Source organism: Sphingomonas cremea, assembly GCF_021502585.1.
Lineage (GTDB): Bacteria > Pseudomonadota > Alphaproteobacteria > Sphingomonadales > Sphingomonadaceae > Sphingomicrobium > Sphingomicrobium cremea.
This window is the reverse complement of record NZ_JAKFGM010000001.1, coordinates 346373-362388: the sequence shown is the minus strand read 5'-3', so window position 1 is coordinate 362388 and position 16016 is coordinate 346373. Positions and strand designations below refer to the sequence as shown.

The following is a 16016-nucleotide window of genomic DNA, read 5'->3' as shown; positions in this document are numbered from 1 at the left end:
ACTACCCGTTATGCCGCACTTCCGGCACGCTTGGCTGGCCGGCGCTGAGTTGGGCGTAGATCCGTGCGAGCATGCCCGTGTAGACCAAGACAAAGCCGGCTTGGACCAGGCCGCCGGCAAGCGCGATCAGCAGCAGCGAAATCGACCATGATTCAGGTTGCCCGAAAGCCAGTGTCACCATCCCGCCCACCACAATTCCCACAACCATCGCGACGATCAAAAACCCGATCATCAGCATGACGATGAAGCCAAGCAGCTGCCAGAAGTGACCCGACGTGAGCGCAAAGCAGCGCTTCAGCGTGGCAATTGGGCCAGTAGTTTCACAGGCGGCGACGGCCACGAGAGGTAAAAGCCGAACCGCAACGTAGAGCAGAAGCAGGAAGCAAACGGCGAGCATCAGCCAGCCCGTCCCGCTGATGCTAGTCCAGTCGAACTGCCCGCTTTCCAGGGAATCGATCGCAGTGATGGCTAGAACTGCTGAGAACAACAGAATTACCGGCACTGAAACGGCAAGCGCCGCGAGGATCAGCGTCGGAACTCGCCGCGACGACTGCTTGATGGCCTCGCCGACGCTTCCCTTCCAGCCGTTGACCAGCAGCACGATCGCTATCTGGCCCGCCATCATGACGATGAGCATCGCCAGCGCCACCAACATCCAGGGGCCGGGGGGCGGTTCCTGGCCCGCCGGCACCTGCGGCTCGACCATGGACACGATCACCGCGGGTAGCAGGACCATGCCTAGCGCGACTGGAACGATCAGCTTGCGGTGAGCTTGAAGCGAGGCCTTGGCCTCGTCCCATGCTTTTCCAATCGACAATGCACTCATGGCTGCCCCCATTTGAACGTTATGCCCGTTATGCGTAGCCCAGCGGCCGCTGGCAATCGCCCTTGCCCGAATGACGTTGCAGGGCCATGTCGCACCCAATGCATGATGAGATCGAATGGCGAGTGAGCGAAGGGCTCGTGCCCTATCCGGCCGCGCTGTCTGAAATGGAGGACCGCGCCGCTGCGGTACGCGCTGGGAAGGCGCGGGAGCTGGTCTGGCTGCTTGAACATCCGCCGCTTTTCACTTCAGGCACCAGTGCCGATCCGGCCGAGCTGTTCAATCCGATGGGTTTCCCGGTTTTCGAGGCAGGACGAGGAGGCCGTTACACCTATCATGGGCCGGGGCAGCGCGTCGGCTATCTCGTTCTCGATCTTGAGAAGCGCGGTCGCGATATCCGTCGCTTCGTGCATTCGCTGGAAGGCTGGATGATCGACGCGCTGGGCGAACTTGGCGTTCCCGCGAGGCGCGAGCACGGCCGCATTGGCATTTGGACCGGAGCAGGGGCGGCCGAAGCAAAAATTGGCGCGATCGGGGTTCGCGTGCGCCGCTGGGTGACAATGCATGGCTTCTCGATCAATGTCTCACCGGACCTGTCCCATTTCGGCGGAATCGTGCCCTGCGGGATTGCTGAATATGGCGTGACTAGCCTTGCAGCCTTGGGAAAGAGCGACGCGATGGACCGGCTTGATGTCGCTTTGGAACGGACATTTCGTTCTTTTATCAATAGTTTGTCGGATATCTCACAAGCCGCTTGAGGCAAATGCGCCTCCCGACTATTGTGCGCGCGATTTGCGATGCGGGGCAGCCCCTCGGCAGATCTAACAATCAAGGGAGTTTTGAATGCGTGCTCTGATCCTGGTCGCCGGTGCGGCCCTGGCAGTTTCGGCTTGCAGCAGCAACGAAGCAGCTGAAAACACGATGAATGTCGACGAGACCCTCACCACTGAGAACGTCGTCGCCAATGACACCACCGCGATCGACGCTTCGACCGGTATGGACGCCAACATGAGCATGGACGCCAACGCCGTTGACGCCAATGCGACTGCTGACGCGAACGCGACCGCCGAGACCAACGCCCAGTAATTGGCGCGCAGGGCCGCTCTGTCGGCCTTTCGGTAAAGGAAAGGGGCCGCCGGTTCACCCGTCGGCCCCTTTTTCTATGGCAGGCCGACGACCTTGTGCGCCTGCAGCGTCAGGTGCCAGCGTGGCCGGGTCATCGCTAAATCGATTGCCGCGTCGATCGAAGCCTTGAGGTTCGGCCCGTCCAGCGGCTGGACAAGGAAGTGATCGAACTCCCACGTCTCAAGTTCCGCCGGATCGATCCCCTTTTGAGGCCATACCAGCTTGAGCTCGTCCCCAGAGCGCTGGACCACGACGGTCCCTGCTTTCGGACTTACGCACAGCCAATCGATTCCAGGCGTCGCCGGGAGCGTCCCATTGCTTTCGACTGCCACCCGGAAGCCACGTTCGCGCAGAGCCTCGACCAACCCCTCATCCAGTTGCAGCATCGGCTCTCCCCCGGTGATGACCACCAGGCGCGCCTCGGTCCCCTCTCCCCACAGCGCTTCGACATGAGCGGCAAGTTCTTCGGCGCCTGCGAACTTGCCCCCGCCCGGACCGTCGGTGCCGACAAAATCAGTGTCGCAAAAATTGCATTGGGCCATGGCACGATCCTGCTCGCGCCCGCTCCAAAGGTTGCAGCCGGCAAAGCGGAGGAAGACCGCGCGGCTCCCGGCTTGCACGCCTTCGCCCTGGAGCGTCAGAAATGCCTCTTTCACGGCGTAGGTCATGAGCGCGCGTAGCGGGTCGGATCAGGCAGGCCCGCGTCCTCAAATCCCTTAGCGCGCAGCCGGCAGGCGTCGCACAATCCGCATGCCCCGCCATCCGGTGCCGGATCGTAACAACTGTGGCTGAGCGAAGCATCCAGGCCAAGTCGCACTGCCTCGCGAGCAATGTCTGCCTTGGTCATATGCTGAAGCGGAGCGTGAACCGTGAAGCCCACCCCTTCGACCCCCGCCTTGGTCGCCCGATTGGCCAGCGCCTCGAACGCAGCGATGAACTCCGGACGGCAATCGGGATAGCCCGAATAATCGAGCGCGTTCACCCCGACATATAGGTCGCGTGCACCGGCGGACTCGGCCCATGCCAGGGCCAGGCTAAGAAAAACCGTGTTGCGCGCCGGCACATAGGTAACCGGAATTCCTTCGCCAACACCGCCTTTCGGGACCGCGATATCGCTGGTCAGCGCCGAACCTCCAAATGCCGTGAGATCCAGTGGCAGCACGATGTGCCGGTCGGCCAGATCAGCGGCGATCCGCCGCGCCGCTTCCAGCTCGACCCGGTGGCGCTGGTTGTAATCAACGGTCAACGCAAGCACGCCGAACCCGGCCTCCCGCGCCAAGGCGGCACAGACCATCGAATCCAGGCCGCCGGAAAGCAGCACGACCGCGTCTCGCCGGATCACAATATGATCCCCACTTTCGGAGCGATCCAGTTCATTGCGGCATACAGTGCGATCGTCATGAGGCAGGCAATTGCCATGGTTGCGACGAAGCTGATTCCCCGGTGCAGCAGCGCCGGAATAACCAGGAACATGGGTATCGAGGGCAGGAAGAACCAGAAGGCTCCTATCGACAGGCGAGCCACGCTCTCCGCGTCGCCAGTTTCGCCGTATAGCCATATCATCGACAGCACCGACACTAGCGGCAGCGATGCGATCAGACCGCCCCATCCCGGATAGCGCTTGGCGATCGTCGAGATCGCGGCGACCAGGAGGCCCGACAGGATCGCCTTGAGAATGAACAGGAACATTTCGTCCCCTTGCCGCGCAAGGCGAAAAAAAGAAAGGCCGCCCGAGGGCGGCCTAGTTGCGGGCATAAAGCCCGACAGGGAGGAAAACGTGCCGAAGAAGGGCACGGACCAAGCAATAATCCAAACATGGTTAAGAGGGGCTTAACGAGCCCCGCAATTCCCCATCCGCCGAGCATAAAGTTTGTAGTGGAAAGGAAGACCTCCCGAAATGCCCTGCGTATCGATCGTCAGGGAGCGCGGGGTAACCAGCGTCACCGCTGACCGACCGAAACCGCCATCGGCACAGGTGTAGTGAATTTCGGCCAGGTTGCCGCTGTCGCGAATCACCACGCGCGTACATCGGCCCTGTCGGTGTTCGAATTGGGCCAGCACCTCCGGCGATGGGACGCACAACTTGGTCGGATCGTGGCCCGAAGCGCTTTGGCTGACTTCCCACATCCCTCCGGCCGCAGGCGCAAGCGCACGCGGAACGGCGGCTACGGCCGCCAGGGTTGCCGACAAAGTTACGAGGGCCGCGAGGCCGATTCGCGCCGAGCTACGCATGGGTCGCCGTTTACCACGCACCCGTTAACCGGAAGCAACTTTTTGCATAAGGTCAGGCGGCTTCGGCTGCGATCGGAAAGCTGGTTGCGCAAAAGGCGCAATCGACCCTGATCATGCCGTCTTCGCCGGCCATTTCGGCGCGCTCTTCCGGTGGAAAGCGGGAGATGACCGATGCAATGTAATCCGGACTACAACGGCAGCCCTTCGAAAGCACCACCGGCGCCAGGGTTCGGACCTCCTCTTCCTCGTGAAGCAGTCGCCAGACCAGGTCGTCTAGCGGCAGGTCGCGGTCGAGCAGCTCTTCCGGCTTCACTGAACCGACGAGCACCGCCACATGCGGCCATTCGGGGTGGTCGAGCCGGGTGTGCAGCCGATCGCGGCCCTCCTCGCCCTCCGGCAGATGCTGGAACATGAGCCCACCGGCAACCCAGCCCGAATCGTCCTTCTTTGCTGCTAGGCGAACAATCGATGGTATCTGCTCGGACTGAGCGAAATAGCTTTGCGCCGCTTCGGCCAACCCCTCGCCTTCCAGCGGGACGATTCCTTGATAGCGCTCGTTTGTCGCTGGCTGGTCGAAGGTGATCGCGAGATAGCCTCGTCCAAACAACGAAAAGAGCGTCGGATGCGGCCCAGCCTCGGCCAGCCGCTCTGGGTCATGGCGGACATAGCCGCGCAACTCGCCGCCCTTATAATCGCACACGAGAAGCTCGACGATTCCGGCTTCCGTCTGCGCCTGAACAGTCAATTGGCCGCCAGGGTCCTTGAGCAGGGAGCCGAGCAACGCGGTCAGGACCAGCGCCTCGGCGAGCAATTGCTCGATCACCGGCGGATAGCCATGGTTGGCGAGGATCGTGTCGAGCGTAGGTCCGATACGCGCTGCACGCCCCCTGGCATGTCGCGAAGGCACTGTGACGCCCAGCGCGACGTCCTGTTTCATCGAGATTTCAGTCATCAGCGGCCAAATGGGCACGGGCGCGAGAAATCGCAACCTAGCCGATTTTCCCCATGGCCCAGAGGAGCAGCGCTTTCTGCGCGTGGAGCCGGTTTTCCGCTTCGTCCCAAACCGCTGACTGTGGCCCGTCGATTACCGCGTCCGTTACTTCTTCACCGCGATGGGCAGGCAGGCAGTGAAGGAAGGTGGCGTCCGAAGCCGCCAACGCCATCATGCCCTCGTTGACCTGGAAAGGCGCGAAGGCTTCTTGCCGATACTCGTCGTCTTCCTGGCCCATTGAAACCCAGGTGTCGGTGACTACCACCTCAGCCCCGCCAATTGCTACCTTGGGATCGTGGGTAAAATTTATGCGGCCGCCGCGGGCGACGGCCGACGACGCAATGACCATATCCGGCTCGAACCCGCCGGGGCAGGCAACCGCAAGCTCGAAATGCAGCAGCGACGCCGCCTCGATCAGTGAGTTGCAGACGTTATTGCCGTCGCCAATCCATGCCCATCGCGATCCGGCCAGCTTGGCTCGCTTCTCGATCACCGTCTGCATGTCCGCCAGCAGCTGGCAGGGATGCGACAGGTCGGTAAGTCCGTTGATCACCGGTACCGTCGCATGCTGCGCCAGCTCCTCGGCCTTCTTATGATGATCGGTGCGGATCATGATGACGTCGGCAAATCGCGACAGGACGCGGGCCGTATCGGCGATGGTCTCACCCCGGCCAAGCTGGGACAAGCTGCTGTCGAGGATGATCGCCGAGCCACCGAGCTGGCGAATCGCCAGGTCGAAACTGGTGCGCGTCCGCGTTGAACTCTTCTCGAAGATCATCGCGAGCACCGCGCCGTCGAGCGGGCGATCGGAATCGACCTTGCCCTTGGGCCAGCCGGCCCGAAGCTCCTTCCTCTCCATCGCCTCGTTCAGAATATGCGCGATGGCCTCCCCGCCCGCGTCGGCGAGGCTGAGGAAGTGCCGAAGGTTCATGCTGCTTCGGGAACGTCGTATTCGGCTGCGGCGGACGAAAGGCCCTCGACGAATTCGGCGATATGACCTTCCTCGATATTGAGCGGAGGGAGGACGCGAATGACATTGTCGCCGGCCGCAACCGTCAAAATGCCCTTGGTCCGGAGATAATTGACGAACGCTCGGCTGTCGGTCTTCATCTTGACGCCAAGCATCAGGCCCAGCCCGCGCACGCTCTCGAACAGATGGTCGTGATTGGGAATCATCTGCTCCAGCGCAGAGCGCAGCCGCTCGCCCATCTTGCGGACGTGAGAGAGGAACTCGTCATTAGCGACAACATCGAATACCGCCTGGCCGGCCGCCATCGCCAGCGGGTTGCCGCCATAGGTTGACCCATGGGTGCCGATGACCATGCCCGCCGCGGCCTTTTCGGTGGCGAGGCATGCGCCCATCGGGAATCCGCCGCCGATGCCCTTGGCCGACGCCATGATGTCGGGCGTGACCCCATAATATTCATAGGCATAGAGATATCCGGTGCGCGCTACTCCGCACTGCACCTCGTCGAACACCAGCAACAGGTCGTTGTCGTCGCAGGCCTTGCGGAGGCCGGCGATAAATTCCTTGCTGGCGGGGCGGATCCCACCCTCGCCCTGGACCGGCTCGACAAGGAAGCCGGCGGTATTTTCGTCAACGGCCGCCAGCGCCGCCTCGAGGTTGTCGAACGCTACAACCTTGAAACCTGGAAGTAGCGGCGCGAATCCGTCGATCATCTTGGCCTGATCCGTCGCGCTGATCGTCGCCATCGTCCTGCCGTGGAAGGCGTTGGAGAAAGTGATCAGCGTATGCTTATGCGGATTGCCCTTGACGTGGTGATAGCGGCGAGCGGTCTTGATCGCGCATTCGACGGCTTCCACGCCAGAGTTGGTGAAGAATACCGTGTCGGCAAAGGTCAAGTCGGTAAGCCGCTTGGCAAACGCTTCGCCCTGAGGGCTGCCATAAAGATTCGACACATGTATCAGCGTCGCCGCCTGGTCCTGGATCGCCCTGGTCAGGACGGGATGGCCGTGACCAAGCAGATTGACAGCGATACCGGCGGCGAAGTCGAGATATTTCTCACCCTGCTCGCCGTAGAGATAGACCCCCTCGCCCCTGACCGGCCGCACGGGCGAACGCGGGTAAACGGGCATGAGCGGCGTGATGGCCATGGGGGCTCCTTATCGACGATGTAAAAAGGCAAAAGCGGCTTCGCACCGCCTTTGGCGAGCCTATAGCCATGACGCCAATTAAACGAAAGGGGCGGCCCATAAGGACCGCCCCTCCCTTACGCATTACCCGGAGCAAAGAGCTCCAAAAGGTTAGTCGTCGCGATCTTGGCCTTGATCGTCCTCATAGCGATCGTTGCGGCCGTCACGATCATAGTCGCGCCAGTTGTCGCGATCGCCCCAATGGTCGCGATTGTCGTTATACGCCCAGCGACCGTAGCGGTTGCCATCACGCGCCTCGCGCTGGATATGCACCTCAAGTCGCTGGATACCGCGCTCGATCTCATAACGCTCCCGGCCGTTAAGGCCGTAGCTGGATGCATAGCGCAATCGGCGCTCAAGCTCGCGTGACTCCACGCGCAGGCTTCTGGCCTCTCGCTCGGTCAATATGTTTCGGCTGTCGAGCTGGCTGATCTGGCGCTGCAACTGGTCGATCCTTACCTGCAAGCGACGGACCTGGCCGTAATTGTTATAGCCGTTGGCATAGCCCTGTGGCTGCGGCGGATAATATTTGGCGGCGGCCGGCGCCGCGGCGACTAGGGTCGAAGCTGCAAGGGCCGCCGAAATAAGAAACTTACGCATCTGGCTCTCTCCTTTGAGAAGCGGTTGATGCGTATCTTCTGGGGCTTGGGCAGTGAGGCGACGCTGAACGCGACCGTTATCAGCCGTTCAGCGACCTTAACTGTTCAACCGGTTGGAAAGGCTCAATTCTTGATCTTCCACCCGCTTTTCAGGACCGCATAGCAGGCCGAAAAGAGCGCTACGTTTATAATCAGAAGTCCGATCGCCCCGATAATGATCGGCGAATCCGATTCGCTGAGGAACCCGTGGCGGAAGCCCGAAATGACATAGAAAAAGGGATTGGCATGACTGATCGCGCGGAACGTGGGCGATAGCTGCTCGACCGAATAAAATGTTCCGGACAACAGCGACAGCGGCGCCACGACGAAATTGCTGACAACTGCCGCATGATCAAACTTGTCAGCCCAGACGGATGTCAGCAGGCCGAGGAATGCCAGCATCAGCGATCCCATCATTCCGAACCAGATTATGGACAACGGATGGGCAATGCCGACATGAACGCCCGGCCATAAAGCCATGATAAACCATACCGCTAGGCCGACCAGGACAGCACGGGTGACCGAAGCGCCGACCAGTCCTGCGATCAACTCGCCGACCGACAGCGGCGGCATCAGATAATCGACGATCGTGCCCTGCATCTTGCCGACCAGCAGCGAGAAGCTGGAATTGGCGAAGCTGTTCTGGAGCATCGCCATGACGATTAGGCCCGGGGCGATAAAATCGGCGAAGGGCACGCCCAATACCGTCTTGCCTTCGCGGCCCAGCGCGACGGTAAAAATGATGAGATATAGGAGCGTGGTGACCGCCGGTGCCCAGACCGTTTGCATCTGCACCTTGAAGAAGCGCCTCACCTCCTTGATATAAAGGGTCGAAAGGCCGCCCCAGTTGACGCCTTCGAGCGTCGCCTTGCCGGGCTCGCTTCGAACCCAAGAGGGAGTCTGGTCGTTCACGCGACAATCGCCTATCGGCTGCCGCGGCGGCACGCAACAATGCACGGAGTTTGAAATTCAATGAGCTGGACCGACGAGCGCATCGAGCGCCTCAAGACCATGTGGACCCAGGGCTCCACCGCCAGCCAGATCGCCGAGGAACTGGGCGGGGTCAGCCGCAACGCGGTAATCGGCAAGGCGCACCGCCTTGGCCTCGAATCGCGTCCTTCGCCTGTGAAGCCGGGCGAGGAGAAGGAAAAGAAGGCCAAGCCTGCGCCCGCCCCAAGGGCAGCGAAACCATCGCCGTCCCCGAAACCAGCCCCGGCAACTAGCGAGCCGAGGGAGACGGCCGCCGAAGCTCGTCAGCCCGCCACCCCAGGTATCCCCGCACAAGCAAAGCAGGCGGATGCGACAACGATTCAATATCGATCGGTTGGGCCCGGCGGCTTCATCCGGCAGGGCCCCGGCGACACGCAGGCGCCGATCCCGCCCGCCCCGCCTCGACGCCTGGTACCGGCCAAGCCATCTGCGGAAGTCGCGGACAAGACCTCGCTGCTGGATCTGAATGATCGGGTCTGCCGCTGGCCGATGGGTCACCCTGGCGAGCCCGACTTCCATTTCTGCGGGCAGCAGGCCAACCCCGGCTATCCTTATTGCGTCGAACATTGCGGGGTCGCCTACCAGGCCCAGCTGCCGCGGCGCGATCGCCGTCCACCCCCGCCACTGCCATTCGGCGGCCCACGCGTACGCTGAGCTAGGTTCAGATGGCTGGCCGTGGCTGGTCGTGGTGGCGCGCCCCGATCTGGGCAATCCAGCTTGCGACCGGCGCCAAGAGTTTTGTCGACAATCCAATCCTGGGTTCGCCTCGCCTTAACCAGCTAGGCCTTCATGCTGCACGCGTCCGAATTGCTCATCGGCTTGCCTGGTGGCGACGACAGCGATTGACCAGGCACTTGCCACCTGCGGATCGCCTCGCATTTGATCGCGATGGTTATATTTGCATCCCGGATTTTCTCCCGGCTGATGAATTTGCACGATTGCAGCATTTCCTCCTGAGCTTCGAGGGGCTAGGCAGGGAGCATAGGCAGGGCGACACCGTTACTAGGCGAGTGCCTATCGATGGCGAGTTGGCCCGGCAGTGCCCTGAGATAGGCCGGTTGCTCGGCGCAAGGCGCTGGAAATCGTTGATGAGATATGTGGCCAGCACAGCTGGTGAGCCACTCTATTATTTGCAGACGATAATCACCGGACATGAAGGTCCGCCCGACCCGCAGGTTAAGCTTCATGCCGATACTTTTCATCCTTCGATGAAGGCCTGGCTGTTTCTGACAGACGTGGCGGAAAATGAGGCCCCGCTGACCTATGTTCCGGGATCGCATCGGCTCACGCCAGCCCGGCTGGCGTGGGAGAAAGGCAAGAGCGCGACAGTAGCGGCGGAGGGAGATCGGCTGTCGCAGCGAGGGTCATTTCGAATCTCGATGGACCAGGTGTCTGACATGGGGCTGCCGGCACCTCGCAAATTCGCCGTTCCCGCCAACACACTAGTGGTAGCTGACACTTTCGGCTTCCACGCACGGGGGACGGCCGAGCGGCCTACTGTGCGGGTCGAATTGTGGGCCTATCGACGCCGACCGCCCTTCCTTCCCTGGGTCCGACTGGATTTGCTTTCGCTCCCGGGGCTTGCGCTTAGGCGCGCACAAATGGCTTATCGGTTAACGGATTTTCTGAGCGATCGCGGACTCCTGCAACAGCATTGGGCCCCATCCGGCAGAAAGCGTGCGCTCGATCGCTAGAGCCTGTCCGTAGGCGCGACATCGAAAGTCCCCTCGTTCGCTTGGATCCGGCGGCGGATGACCCCGGAAGCATGGCTTCCGGGGCCTCCCTTCTTGCCGGACTTGGATCAGGCGTCGGAAGGCTCGCTGGCCTTTGCCTCGATCGTATCCTGCTTTGGCTCGGCCCCGCCGATAGAAATCTTCTTGGGCTTCATCGCCTCGGGTATCTCGCGCACGAGGTCGATCGATAGCAGGCCGTCCTTGAGATCCGCTTCGGTCACCTTGACGTGATCGGCGAGACCGAATCGCCGCTCGAACGAACGGTTAGCGATACCGCGATGGATGTAATCGGCCTTGTCATCGTCGGCCCTTTTGCCCGTGACGACCAGCTGGTTCTGCTGGGCCACGATATCGATCTCATCGGTGCCGAAGCCGGCTACCGCCAGGTTGATGCGATAATGATTGTCGTCGAGCCTCAAAAGGTCGAACGGCGGATAATTCTCCCCGCCTTGGCCAACAGCACTATTTTCGAGCAGGTCGAACAATCGGTCGAAGCCGATGGTGGAGCGCCGGAAGGGCGCAAAATCAAATGCACTGCGCATGTCATGTCCTCCATTGAGCAACACTAAGGCGGGAGTTTGGCCCATGTCGGGCCCTGCGTCCCGTCACCGGCCCCATTTGGCGGCCGGCGGCAATTATTTGGGAAAAGCCTCCGCCGTTTCAAGATGCTTGGCAGTAACCGAAACCGCCTCCTATAGCAGGGATAATGTCCGATCTTTTCGCTTCCGGTTCCGCACCTTCGTCCGACAATTACGACGCTTCCGCGATCGAGGTCCTTGAAGGGCTCGAACCGGTCCGGCGGCGACCCGGCATGTATATCGGTGGCACCGACGCCCGTGCGCTCCATCACCTTGCCGCCGAAGTCATCGACAACAGCATGGATGAGGCGGTCGCCGGTCACGCCAGCCGGATCGAAGTGTCGCTCGAGCCGGGCAATCGCCTGACGGTCGCCGACAATGGTCGCGGTATCCCGGTCGACCCGCATCCTAAATATCCAGGCAAATCGGCGCTGGAGGTCATTCTCACGACGCTTCACTCGGGCGGCAAGTTCGAGGGCAAGGCTTATTCGACGTCCGGCGGCCTCCACGGTGTCGGTGTTTCCGTCGTCAACGCGCTTTCGACTGAAACGGTCGTGGAAGTGGCGCGGGAGAAGAAGCTCTATCGCCAGGCCTTTTCAAAGGGGGTTGCAACGTCGCCGCTCGAAGAGGTCGGTGCGGCGCCCAATCGGCGCGGTACAAGCGTCAGCTTTACCCCCGATCCGGACATTTTCGGCAAGGACGCCGACTTCTCCCCCGAACGAATCTACAAGCTGGCCCGTTCGAAAGCTTATCTGTTCGCGGGGGTCGAAATCCGCTGGCGCTGCGACCCGTCGCTGACCAGCGAGCAAGTGCCCGAGCAGGCAGTATTCCAGTTTCCGGGCGGGCTTGCCGACCATCTGCGCGAGCAGCTGGCGGATCGCGAATGTGTCACATCGCCGCCGTTCGCCGGTCGACAGGATTTTCCTGATGAACAGGGATCGGCGGAATGGGCGGTCGCATGGCCGCTGTGGACCGAGGGCTCGAACGAAAGCTATTACTGCAACACCATTCCCACGCCGGACGGCGGCACCCATGAGGCGGGACTTCGTGCCGCTTTGACCAAGGGCATCCGTGCCTTTGGCGATTTGGTTGGGCAGAAGAAGGCCAAGGACATTACCGCCGACGACGTGTTCAACGGCGTCGAACTGATGCTGTCGGTGTTCATCCGCAACCCGCATTTCCAGAGTCAGACGAAGGACCGATTGACCAGCCTCGAAGCCGCGCGGTTCGTCGAGGCCGCGGTGCGAGACCACTTCGACCATTATTTGGCCGATAATATGGATCGCGGCCGCGCATTGCTGGGCGCTGTGCTGGAACGGATGGACGAGCGGTTGAAGCGTCGCGCCGAGCGCGAGGTGAAGCGCAAGACTGCGACCAGCGCTCGCAAACTACGCCTACCCGGCAAGCTAACGGACTGCGCCAATGACGATGCCGAGGGGACCGAGCTGTTTATCGTCGAGGGCGATAGCGCGGGAGGTTCGGCCAAGCAGGCGCGCGACCGCAAGACCCAGGCGATCCTCCCGATCCGCGGCAAGATTTTGAACGTTGCCTCCGCCACTGCCGACAAGATTCGAGCCAATCAGGAAATCGCCGATCTCCAGCAGGCGCTCGGCTGCGGCACCAAGGACAAATGGGCCGAGGACGCGCTGCGCTATGAACGGGTCATCATCATGACCGATGCCGACGTCGACGGGGCCCATATCGCTACGTTGCTGATGACTTTCTTTTTCCAGGAAATGCCCGAACTCGTGCGGCGGGGACATTTGTTCTTGGCCCAGCCGCCGCTCTATCGCCTGACCTCGGGTTCCAAGTCAGCCTATGCGCGGGACGACGCGCATCGCGAGGAACTGGAGCGCACCGAGTTCAAGGGCAAGAAGGTCGAGGTCGCCCGTTTCAAAGGCCTCGGCGAGATGAACCCGCAGCAGCTGCGCGAAACGACTATGGACCCGGCGTCGCGGTCGCTTATCCGCATCACATTGCCGGCCGAATATCAGGACCGCCAGCCGGTCCGGGACCTAGTCGAGAGGCTGATGGGCAAGAACCCCGAGCACCGCTTCCAGTTCATCCAGAGCCGCGCAGCGGCGGTGTCTGACGACGAAATCGACGCGTGAACGAAGGCATCGGCGAGGCGGTATCCCAAATCAGGGGAATTTCCCGCAGCTCGCTGGCGATCGCAGCCTTCTCGACAATCGTCGAATGGTACGACTTCACACTTTACCTCTACTTCGCGACCGTCCTCTCACGCGTTTTCTTCGGGGGCGGAAGCATGTCGCTGCTGACGACCCTGGGTGGGTTTGCAGTTGCCTATCTCATGCGCCCGCTCGGCGCGGTCTATTTCGGCCATATTGGCGACCGCCAGGGACGGCGACACATGTTGTTGCTTTCCGTGGCCCTGATGACTGCGGCAATGCTCGCGACGGCGGCTCTTCCAACCTATTCTCAGATCGGGGCGATGGCCGGCTGGCTGTTGTTCCTGTTGCGCTGCGTGATGGGTTTCTCGGTCGGTGGCGAATATACCGGGGTCGTCGCCTATTTGCTGGAAGGCGCGCCGCTTAAGCGGCGCGGGCTGGTTGCTTCACTGGCTTCGGCGGCGAGTGAAATCGGCGCCTTGCTGGCTGTCGGCATATCGGCCGCCACCGTCGCGCTGATGGACGAAGCCAGCCTGCAAAGCTGGGGTTGGCGCATCCCCTTCCTCGTCGGCGCGGTGCTGGCGGCCACGGTATGGATCGCGCGATCGACAATCGAAGAATCACCTGAATTTCATCGCCAAGTTGCAGAACAGACTATCCCGGACAGCCCGCTGCGCCACAGCATTGGCAATCATTGCGGGGCCATCGGCCGTGCATTCGCGATCTCGGCCTTAGGATCGATCACCTACTATGTCGGAATCACCTATGTTCCTGCTTTCCTGACGTCCGCTGGCGCGCTCAGCGAACGGGCGTCGTTGTGGCTTTCGACTGCGGCGGCTGTTGTCGTAATCCTGGTGACACCTATTGTCGGTGTTCTGTCCGACCGGATCGGCAGGAAGCCAGTGCTTACAGTGCTCGCGTTGGCCAGTGCTTTATTCCCGATGGCGATGTTCGCCCTGATGGCCAGTGGCTCGCACTTGCAGGCGCTTGCGGGGGCATTCGTGTTGGCCGGACTGGCAGGCGGCGTCAGCGCGGTGGGCGCAGTTGCAACAGCGGAGCAATTCCCCGGCGAAGGCCGCGTGACCGGGCTTGCACTGGGTGCGACCGGGGCCACCGCAATCTTCGGAGGACTCACTCCGTTTATCGCCCAACTGCTGGTTGAGCGCACCGGTTATGCCATCGCGCCCGGTGCAATGATCGGGATCGTCGGCCTGTGTGTCCTGCCGCTGTTCCTGATGATGAAGGAAACTGCGCCTCGGCACTCCGGCTAACGCGAACCGAACCCGGTCAACATTGTTCGAATCGTCCGAAACGTGATCAATATGTCGAGCCAGGCCGAGAAGTATTTGATGTAGTAGAAGTCATATTGCAGCTTGGCGTGAACTTCGTCGACGCTCGCGACATGACCCTGATTGACCTGCGCCCAGCCGCTAATTCCCGGGCGCACCACATGTCGATATCGGTAGAACGGAATCTCGCCAGTGTACCAGTTGGATAGTACCTCCGCCTCCGGTCGCGGCCCGATCCAGCTCATCTGTCCGGCGATGATGTTCAAGATTTGCGGCAACTCATCCAGCCTGGTTCGGCGGAGATAGGATCCGACTCTCGTCACGCGGATATCGCCATCGGAGGTGATCGCCTCGCCGCGCTCTCCATTGACCATGCTGTGAACCATGGTCCGGAACTTGAGCATGTCGAACAACTCACCCGCCTGGCCGATGCGCCGCTGTCGGAACAACACCGGCCCGGCACTGTCGAGCTTTATTGCAAGTGCGATTGCCGCCATGGGGATTATTGCAAGCGGTAGTACTGCTAACGCTACCAGCAGGTCAGCCATCGACTTCAGATGAAAATAGCCCCGGGCGGGCACCAGACTGCCAAAGCTGTTTTCGGAAAGGTGATCGATTGCAACGCGGCCCGTCAGGGACTCGAACAACTGTTTCACTTGGTAAACCATTCGCCCCTGAAGTGCGGCGTCCGCCAGCAGCGCCTCCCATTCAGGCGGGATTTCAGCACTAAAGTCGGCAACCAATCCGTCGCAGATCACCGCTTCGTCGAGCGAAGGATGTTCAAGTCGCTGCCAACCGACATTGTCGATCGCTTCCAACCGATCCACCTGGCCGAACGGCACAATCGCGATTCGGTGGCGGATGTAACGCTGGACCGAAAAATAGAGGCCGTAGCTCCAAAGAATGTGAGCGACGAATCCAGCAACGAGCGCCAACCGATCATAAGGGAGGCGCGCAAATAGGAGGATGGTAATCATCGTCGCGTGCGCAACAACGATCGAGGGCAGGATAACGTGCGTCGATCGGTTGCCTGGATAAGTCTCGATCGACAGCCGGGTCCAAAAGGCGATGACCACGGCAGCGGCATTGAAAAGCAATGAGTTGATCGAAGAGGGGTGGAAGGTGTCGATCGGCGTAACCACCGACCTCAGCAGGAATGGTAGCAAGGCCGTCGCAACCATTGCACCAAGCAGATTGAAACGCTGGCGCGCGACGAAGCGGCGATGGATTCTCAGCGTGGTCGGTGGCGCGTGGAGCATCTGCCTCTTTATTCCGACCTGCAGACGCATGTCGCGGCTAGCATTGTCGGAAGGCATCTTTACCCGCCGGCCACC

The 16016-nt window shown here is 61.3% G+C and carries 18 protein-coding genes; 6 read left to right on the top strand and 12 right to left on the bottom strand.

Annotated features, from left to right (window positions below; translation table 11 throughout):
* Position 1: 1 nt before the first annotated feature.
* Positions 2-826 carry a hypothetical protein gene (locus LVY65_RS01875; protein WP_235066313.1) on the bottom strand — a complete coding sequence of 275 codons (825 nt, stop codon included), beginning with the start codon at positions 824-826 and terminating at the stop codon, positions 2-4.
* A gap of 98 nt (positions 827-924) precedes the next feature.
* Between LVY65_RS01875 and lipB the strand changes: the two genes are divergently transcribed.
* Together lipB and LVY65_RS01865 are read left to right on the top strand one after the other, a co-directional pair.
* Positions 925-1581, top strand: coding sequence for a lipoyl(octanoyl) transferase LipB (lipB, locus tag LVY65_RS01870; protein WP_408021958.1), 657 nt, complete (start codon positions 925-927; stop codon positions 1579-1581).
* An 85-nt stretch (positions 1582-1666) separates the two neighbouring features.
* Entirely contained in the window at positions 1667-1909 is a 243-nt protein-coding gene (locus tag LVY65_RS01865) for a hypothetical protein (protein ID WP_235066311.1), read from the top strand.
* Positions 1910-1983: 74 nt separating this feature from the next.
* Here LVY65_RS01865 and queE read toward each other — a convergent pair whose 3' ends face one another.
* The 9 genes from queE to LVY65_RS01820 all read right to left on the bottom strand — a co-directional run bounded on the left by queE (position 1984) and on the right by LVY65_RS01820 (position 8875).
* Positions 1984-2616 carry a 7-carboxy-7-deazaguanine synthase gene (gene queE, locus LVY65_RS01860; protein WP_235066310.1) on the bottom strand — a complete coding sequence of 211 codons (633 nt, stop codon included), beginning with the start codon at positions 2614-2616 and terminating at the stop codon, positions 1984-1986.
* Positions 2613-3290, bottom strand: coding sequence for a 7-cyano-7-deazaguanine synthase QueC (queC, locus tag LVY65_RS01855; protein WP_408021957.1), 678 nt, complete (start codon positions 3288-3290; stop codon positions 2613-2615). Before queC ends, queE begins: the two co-directional genes overlap by 4 nt.
* Entirely contained in the window at positions 3287-3637 is a 351-nt protein-coding gene (locus tag LVY65_RS01850) for a DUF3147 family protein (RefSeq protein WP_235066309.1), read from the bottom strand. The genes queC and LVY65_RS01850 overlap by 4 nt, the downstream gene beginning before the upstream one ends.
* 141 nt (positions 3638-3778) lie before the next feature.
* Positions 3779-4180, bottom strand: coding sequence for a DUF3617 domain-containing protein (locus LVY65_RS01845; protein WP_235066308.1), 402 nt, complete (start codon positions 4178-4180; stop codon positions 3779-3781).
* A gap of 52 nt (positions 4181-4232) precedes the next feature.
* The gene (gene hslO, locus LVY65_RS01840) at positions 4233-5132 is read right to left on the bottom strand and encodes an Hsp33 family molecular chaperone HslO (protein ID WP_235066307.1); all 900 of its coding nucleotides are present in this window, start codon (positions 5130-5132) and stop codon (positions 4233-4235) included.
* Between the two features lie 37 nt (positions 5133-5169).
* Positions 5170-6102 (bottom strand): ornithine carbamoyltransferase, encoded by a 933-nt coding sequence (argF, locus tag LVY65_RS01835; RefSeq protein WP_235066306.1) that lies wholly within the window; start codon positions 6100-6102, stop codon positions 5170-5172.
* A complete protein-coding gene (locus LVY65_RS01830; protein ID WP_235066305.1) occupies positions 6099-7286 on the bottom strand; it encodes an aspartate aminotransferase family protein in 1188 nt (395 codons plus the stop codon). Before LVY65_RS01830 ends, argF begins: the two co-directional genes overlap by 4 nt.
* 150 nt (positions 7287-7436) lie before the next feature.
* The gene (locus LVY65_RS01825; RefSeq protein WP_235066304.1) at positions 7437-7925 is read right to left on the bottom strand and encodes a hypothetical protein; all 489 of its coding nucleotides are present in this window, start codon (positions 7923-7925) and stop codon (positions 7437-7439) included.
* 122 nt (positions 7926-8047) lie between these two features.
* The gene (locus LVY65_RS01820) at positions 8048-8875 is read right to left on the bottom strand and encodes an ABC transporter permease (RefSeq protein ID WP_235066303.1); all 828 of its coding nucleotides are present in this window, start codon (positions 8873-8875) and stop codon (positions 8048-8050) included.
* A 60-nt stretch (positions 8876-8935) separates the two neighbouring features.
* Between LVY65_RS01820 and LVY65_RS01815 the strand changes: the two genes are divergently transcribed.
* Complete coding sequence (locus tag LVY65_RS01815; protein ID WP_235066302.1) at positions 8936-9607, top strand: GcrA family cell cycle regulator; 672 nt, start codon at positions 8936-8938, stop codon at positions 9605-9607.
* An 11-nt stretch (positions 9608-9618) separates the two neighbouring features.
* Complete coding sequence (locus LVY65_RS01810; protein WP_235066301.1) at positions 9619-10647, top strand: phytanoyl-CoA dioxygenase family protein; 1029 nt, start codon at positions 9619-9621, stop codon at positions 10645-10647.
* 107 nt (positions 10648-10754) lie between these two features.
* Here LVY65_RS01810 and LVY65_RS01805 read toward each other — a convergent pair whose 3' ends face one another.
* A complete protein-coding gene (locus LVY65_RS01805; RefSeq protein ID WP_235066300.1) occupies positions 10755-11228 on the bottom strand; it encodes an Hsp20 family protein in 474 nt (157 codons plus the stop codon).
* Between the two features lie 161 nt (positions 11229-11389).
* On the opposite strand from LVY65_RS01805, the gene parE reads away from it, so the two are divergent.
* Together parE and LVY65_RS01795 are read left to right on the top strand one after the other, a co-directional pair.
* Positions 11390-13375 carry a DNA topoisomerase IV subunit B gene (parE, locus tag LVY65_RS01800; RefSeq protein ID WP_408021973.1) on the top strand — a complete coding sequence of 662 codons (1986 nt, stop codon included), beginning with the start codon at positions 11390-11392 and terminating at the stop codon, positions 13373-13375.
* Entirely contained in the window at positions 13372-14664 is a 1293-nt protein-coding gene (locus LVY65_RS01795; RefSeq protein ID WP_235066298.1) for an MFS transporter, read from the top strand. Before parE ends, LVY65_RS01795 begins: the two co-directional genes overlap by 4 nt.
* Here the strand turns inward: LVY65_RS01795 and LVY65_RS01790 are convergent.
* Positions 14661-15998 (bottom strand): sugar transferase, encoded by a 1338-nt coding sequence (locus LVY65_RS01790; RefSeq protein ID WP_235066297.1) that lies wholly within the window; start codon positions 15996-15998, stop codon positions 14661-14663. The two genes, LVY65_RS01795 and LVY65_RS01790, sit on opposite strands and share 4 nt — an antisense overlap.
* Positions 15999-16016 lie beyond the last annotated feature (18 nt).

Bases quoted from the DNA above. Each gene is read 5' to 3' on its own strand.
- LVY65_RS01875 (WP_235066313.1), bottom strand. From the start codon at position 826: ATGAGTGCATTGTCGATTGGAAAAGCATGGGACGAGGCCAAGGCCTCG.
- lipB (WP_408021958.1), top strand. From the start codon at position 925: ATGCATGATGAGATCGAATGGCGAGTGAGCGAAGGGCTCGTGCCCTAT.
- LVY65_RS01865 (WP_235066311.1), top strand. From the start codon at position 1,667: ATGCGTGCTCTGATCCTGGTCGCCGGTGCGGCCCTGGCAGTTTCGGCT.
- queE (WP_235066310.1), bottom strand. From the start codon at position 2,616: ATGACCTACGCCGTGAAAGAGGCATTTCTGACGCTCCAGGGCGAAGGC.
- LVY65_RS01850 (WP_235066309.1), bottom strand. From the start codon at position 3,637: ATGTTCCTGTTCATTCTCAAGGCGATCCTGTCGGGCCTCCTGGTCGCC.
- LVY65_RS01845 (WP_235066308.1), bottom strand. From the start codon at position 4,180: ATGCGTAGCTCGGCGCGAATCGGCCTCGCGGCCCTCGTAACTTTGTCG.
- hslO (WP_235066307.1), bottom strand. From the start codon at position 5,132: ATGACTGAAATCTCGATGAAACAGGACGTCGCGCTGGGCGTCACAGTG.
- argF (WP_235066306.1), bottom strand. From the start codon at position 6,102: ATGAACCTTCGGCACTTCCTCAGCCTCGCCGACGCGGGCGGGGAGGCC.
- LVY65_RS01830 (WP_235066305.1), bottom strand. From the start codon at position 7,286: ATGGCCATCACGCCGCTCATGCCCGTTTACCCGCGTTCGCCCGTGCGG.
- LVY65_RS01825 (WP_235066304.1), bottom strand. From the start codon at position 7,925: ATGCGTAAGTTTCTTATTTCGGCGGCCCTTGCAGCTTCGACCCTAGTC.
- LVY65_RS01815 (WP_235066302.1), top strand. From the start codon at position 8,936: ATGAGCTGGACCGACGAGCGCATCGAGCGCCTCAAGACCATGTGGACC.
- LVY65_RS01810 (WP_235066301.1), top strand. From the start codon at position 9,619: ATGGCTGGCCGTGGCTGGTCGTGGTGGCGCGCCCCGATCTGGGCAATC.
- LVY65_RS01805 (WP_235066300.1), bottom strand. From the start codon at position 11,228: ATGCGCAGTGCATTTGATTTTGCGCCCTTCCGGCGCTCCACCATCGGC.
- LVY65_RS01790 (WP_235066297.1), bottom strand. From the start codon at position 15,998: ATGCCTTCCGACAATGCTAGCCGCGACATGCGTCTGCAGGTCGGAATA.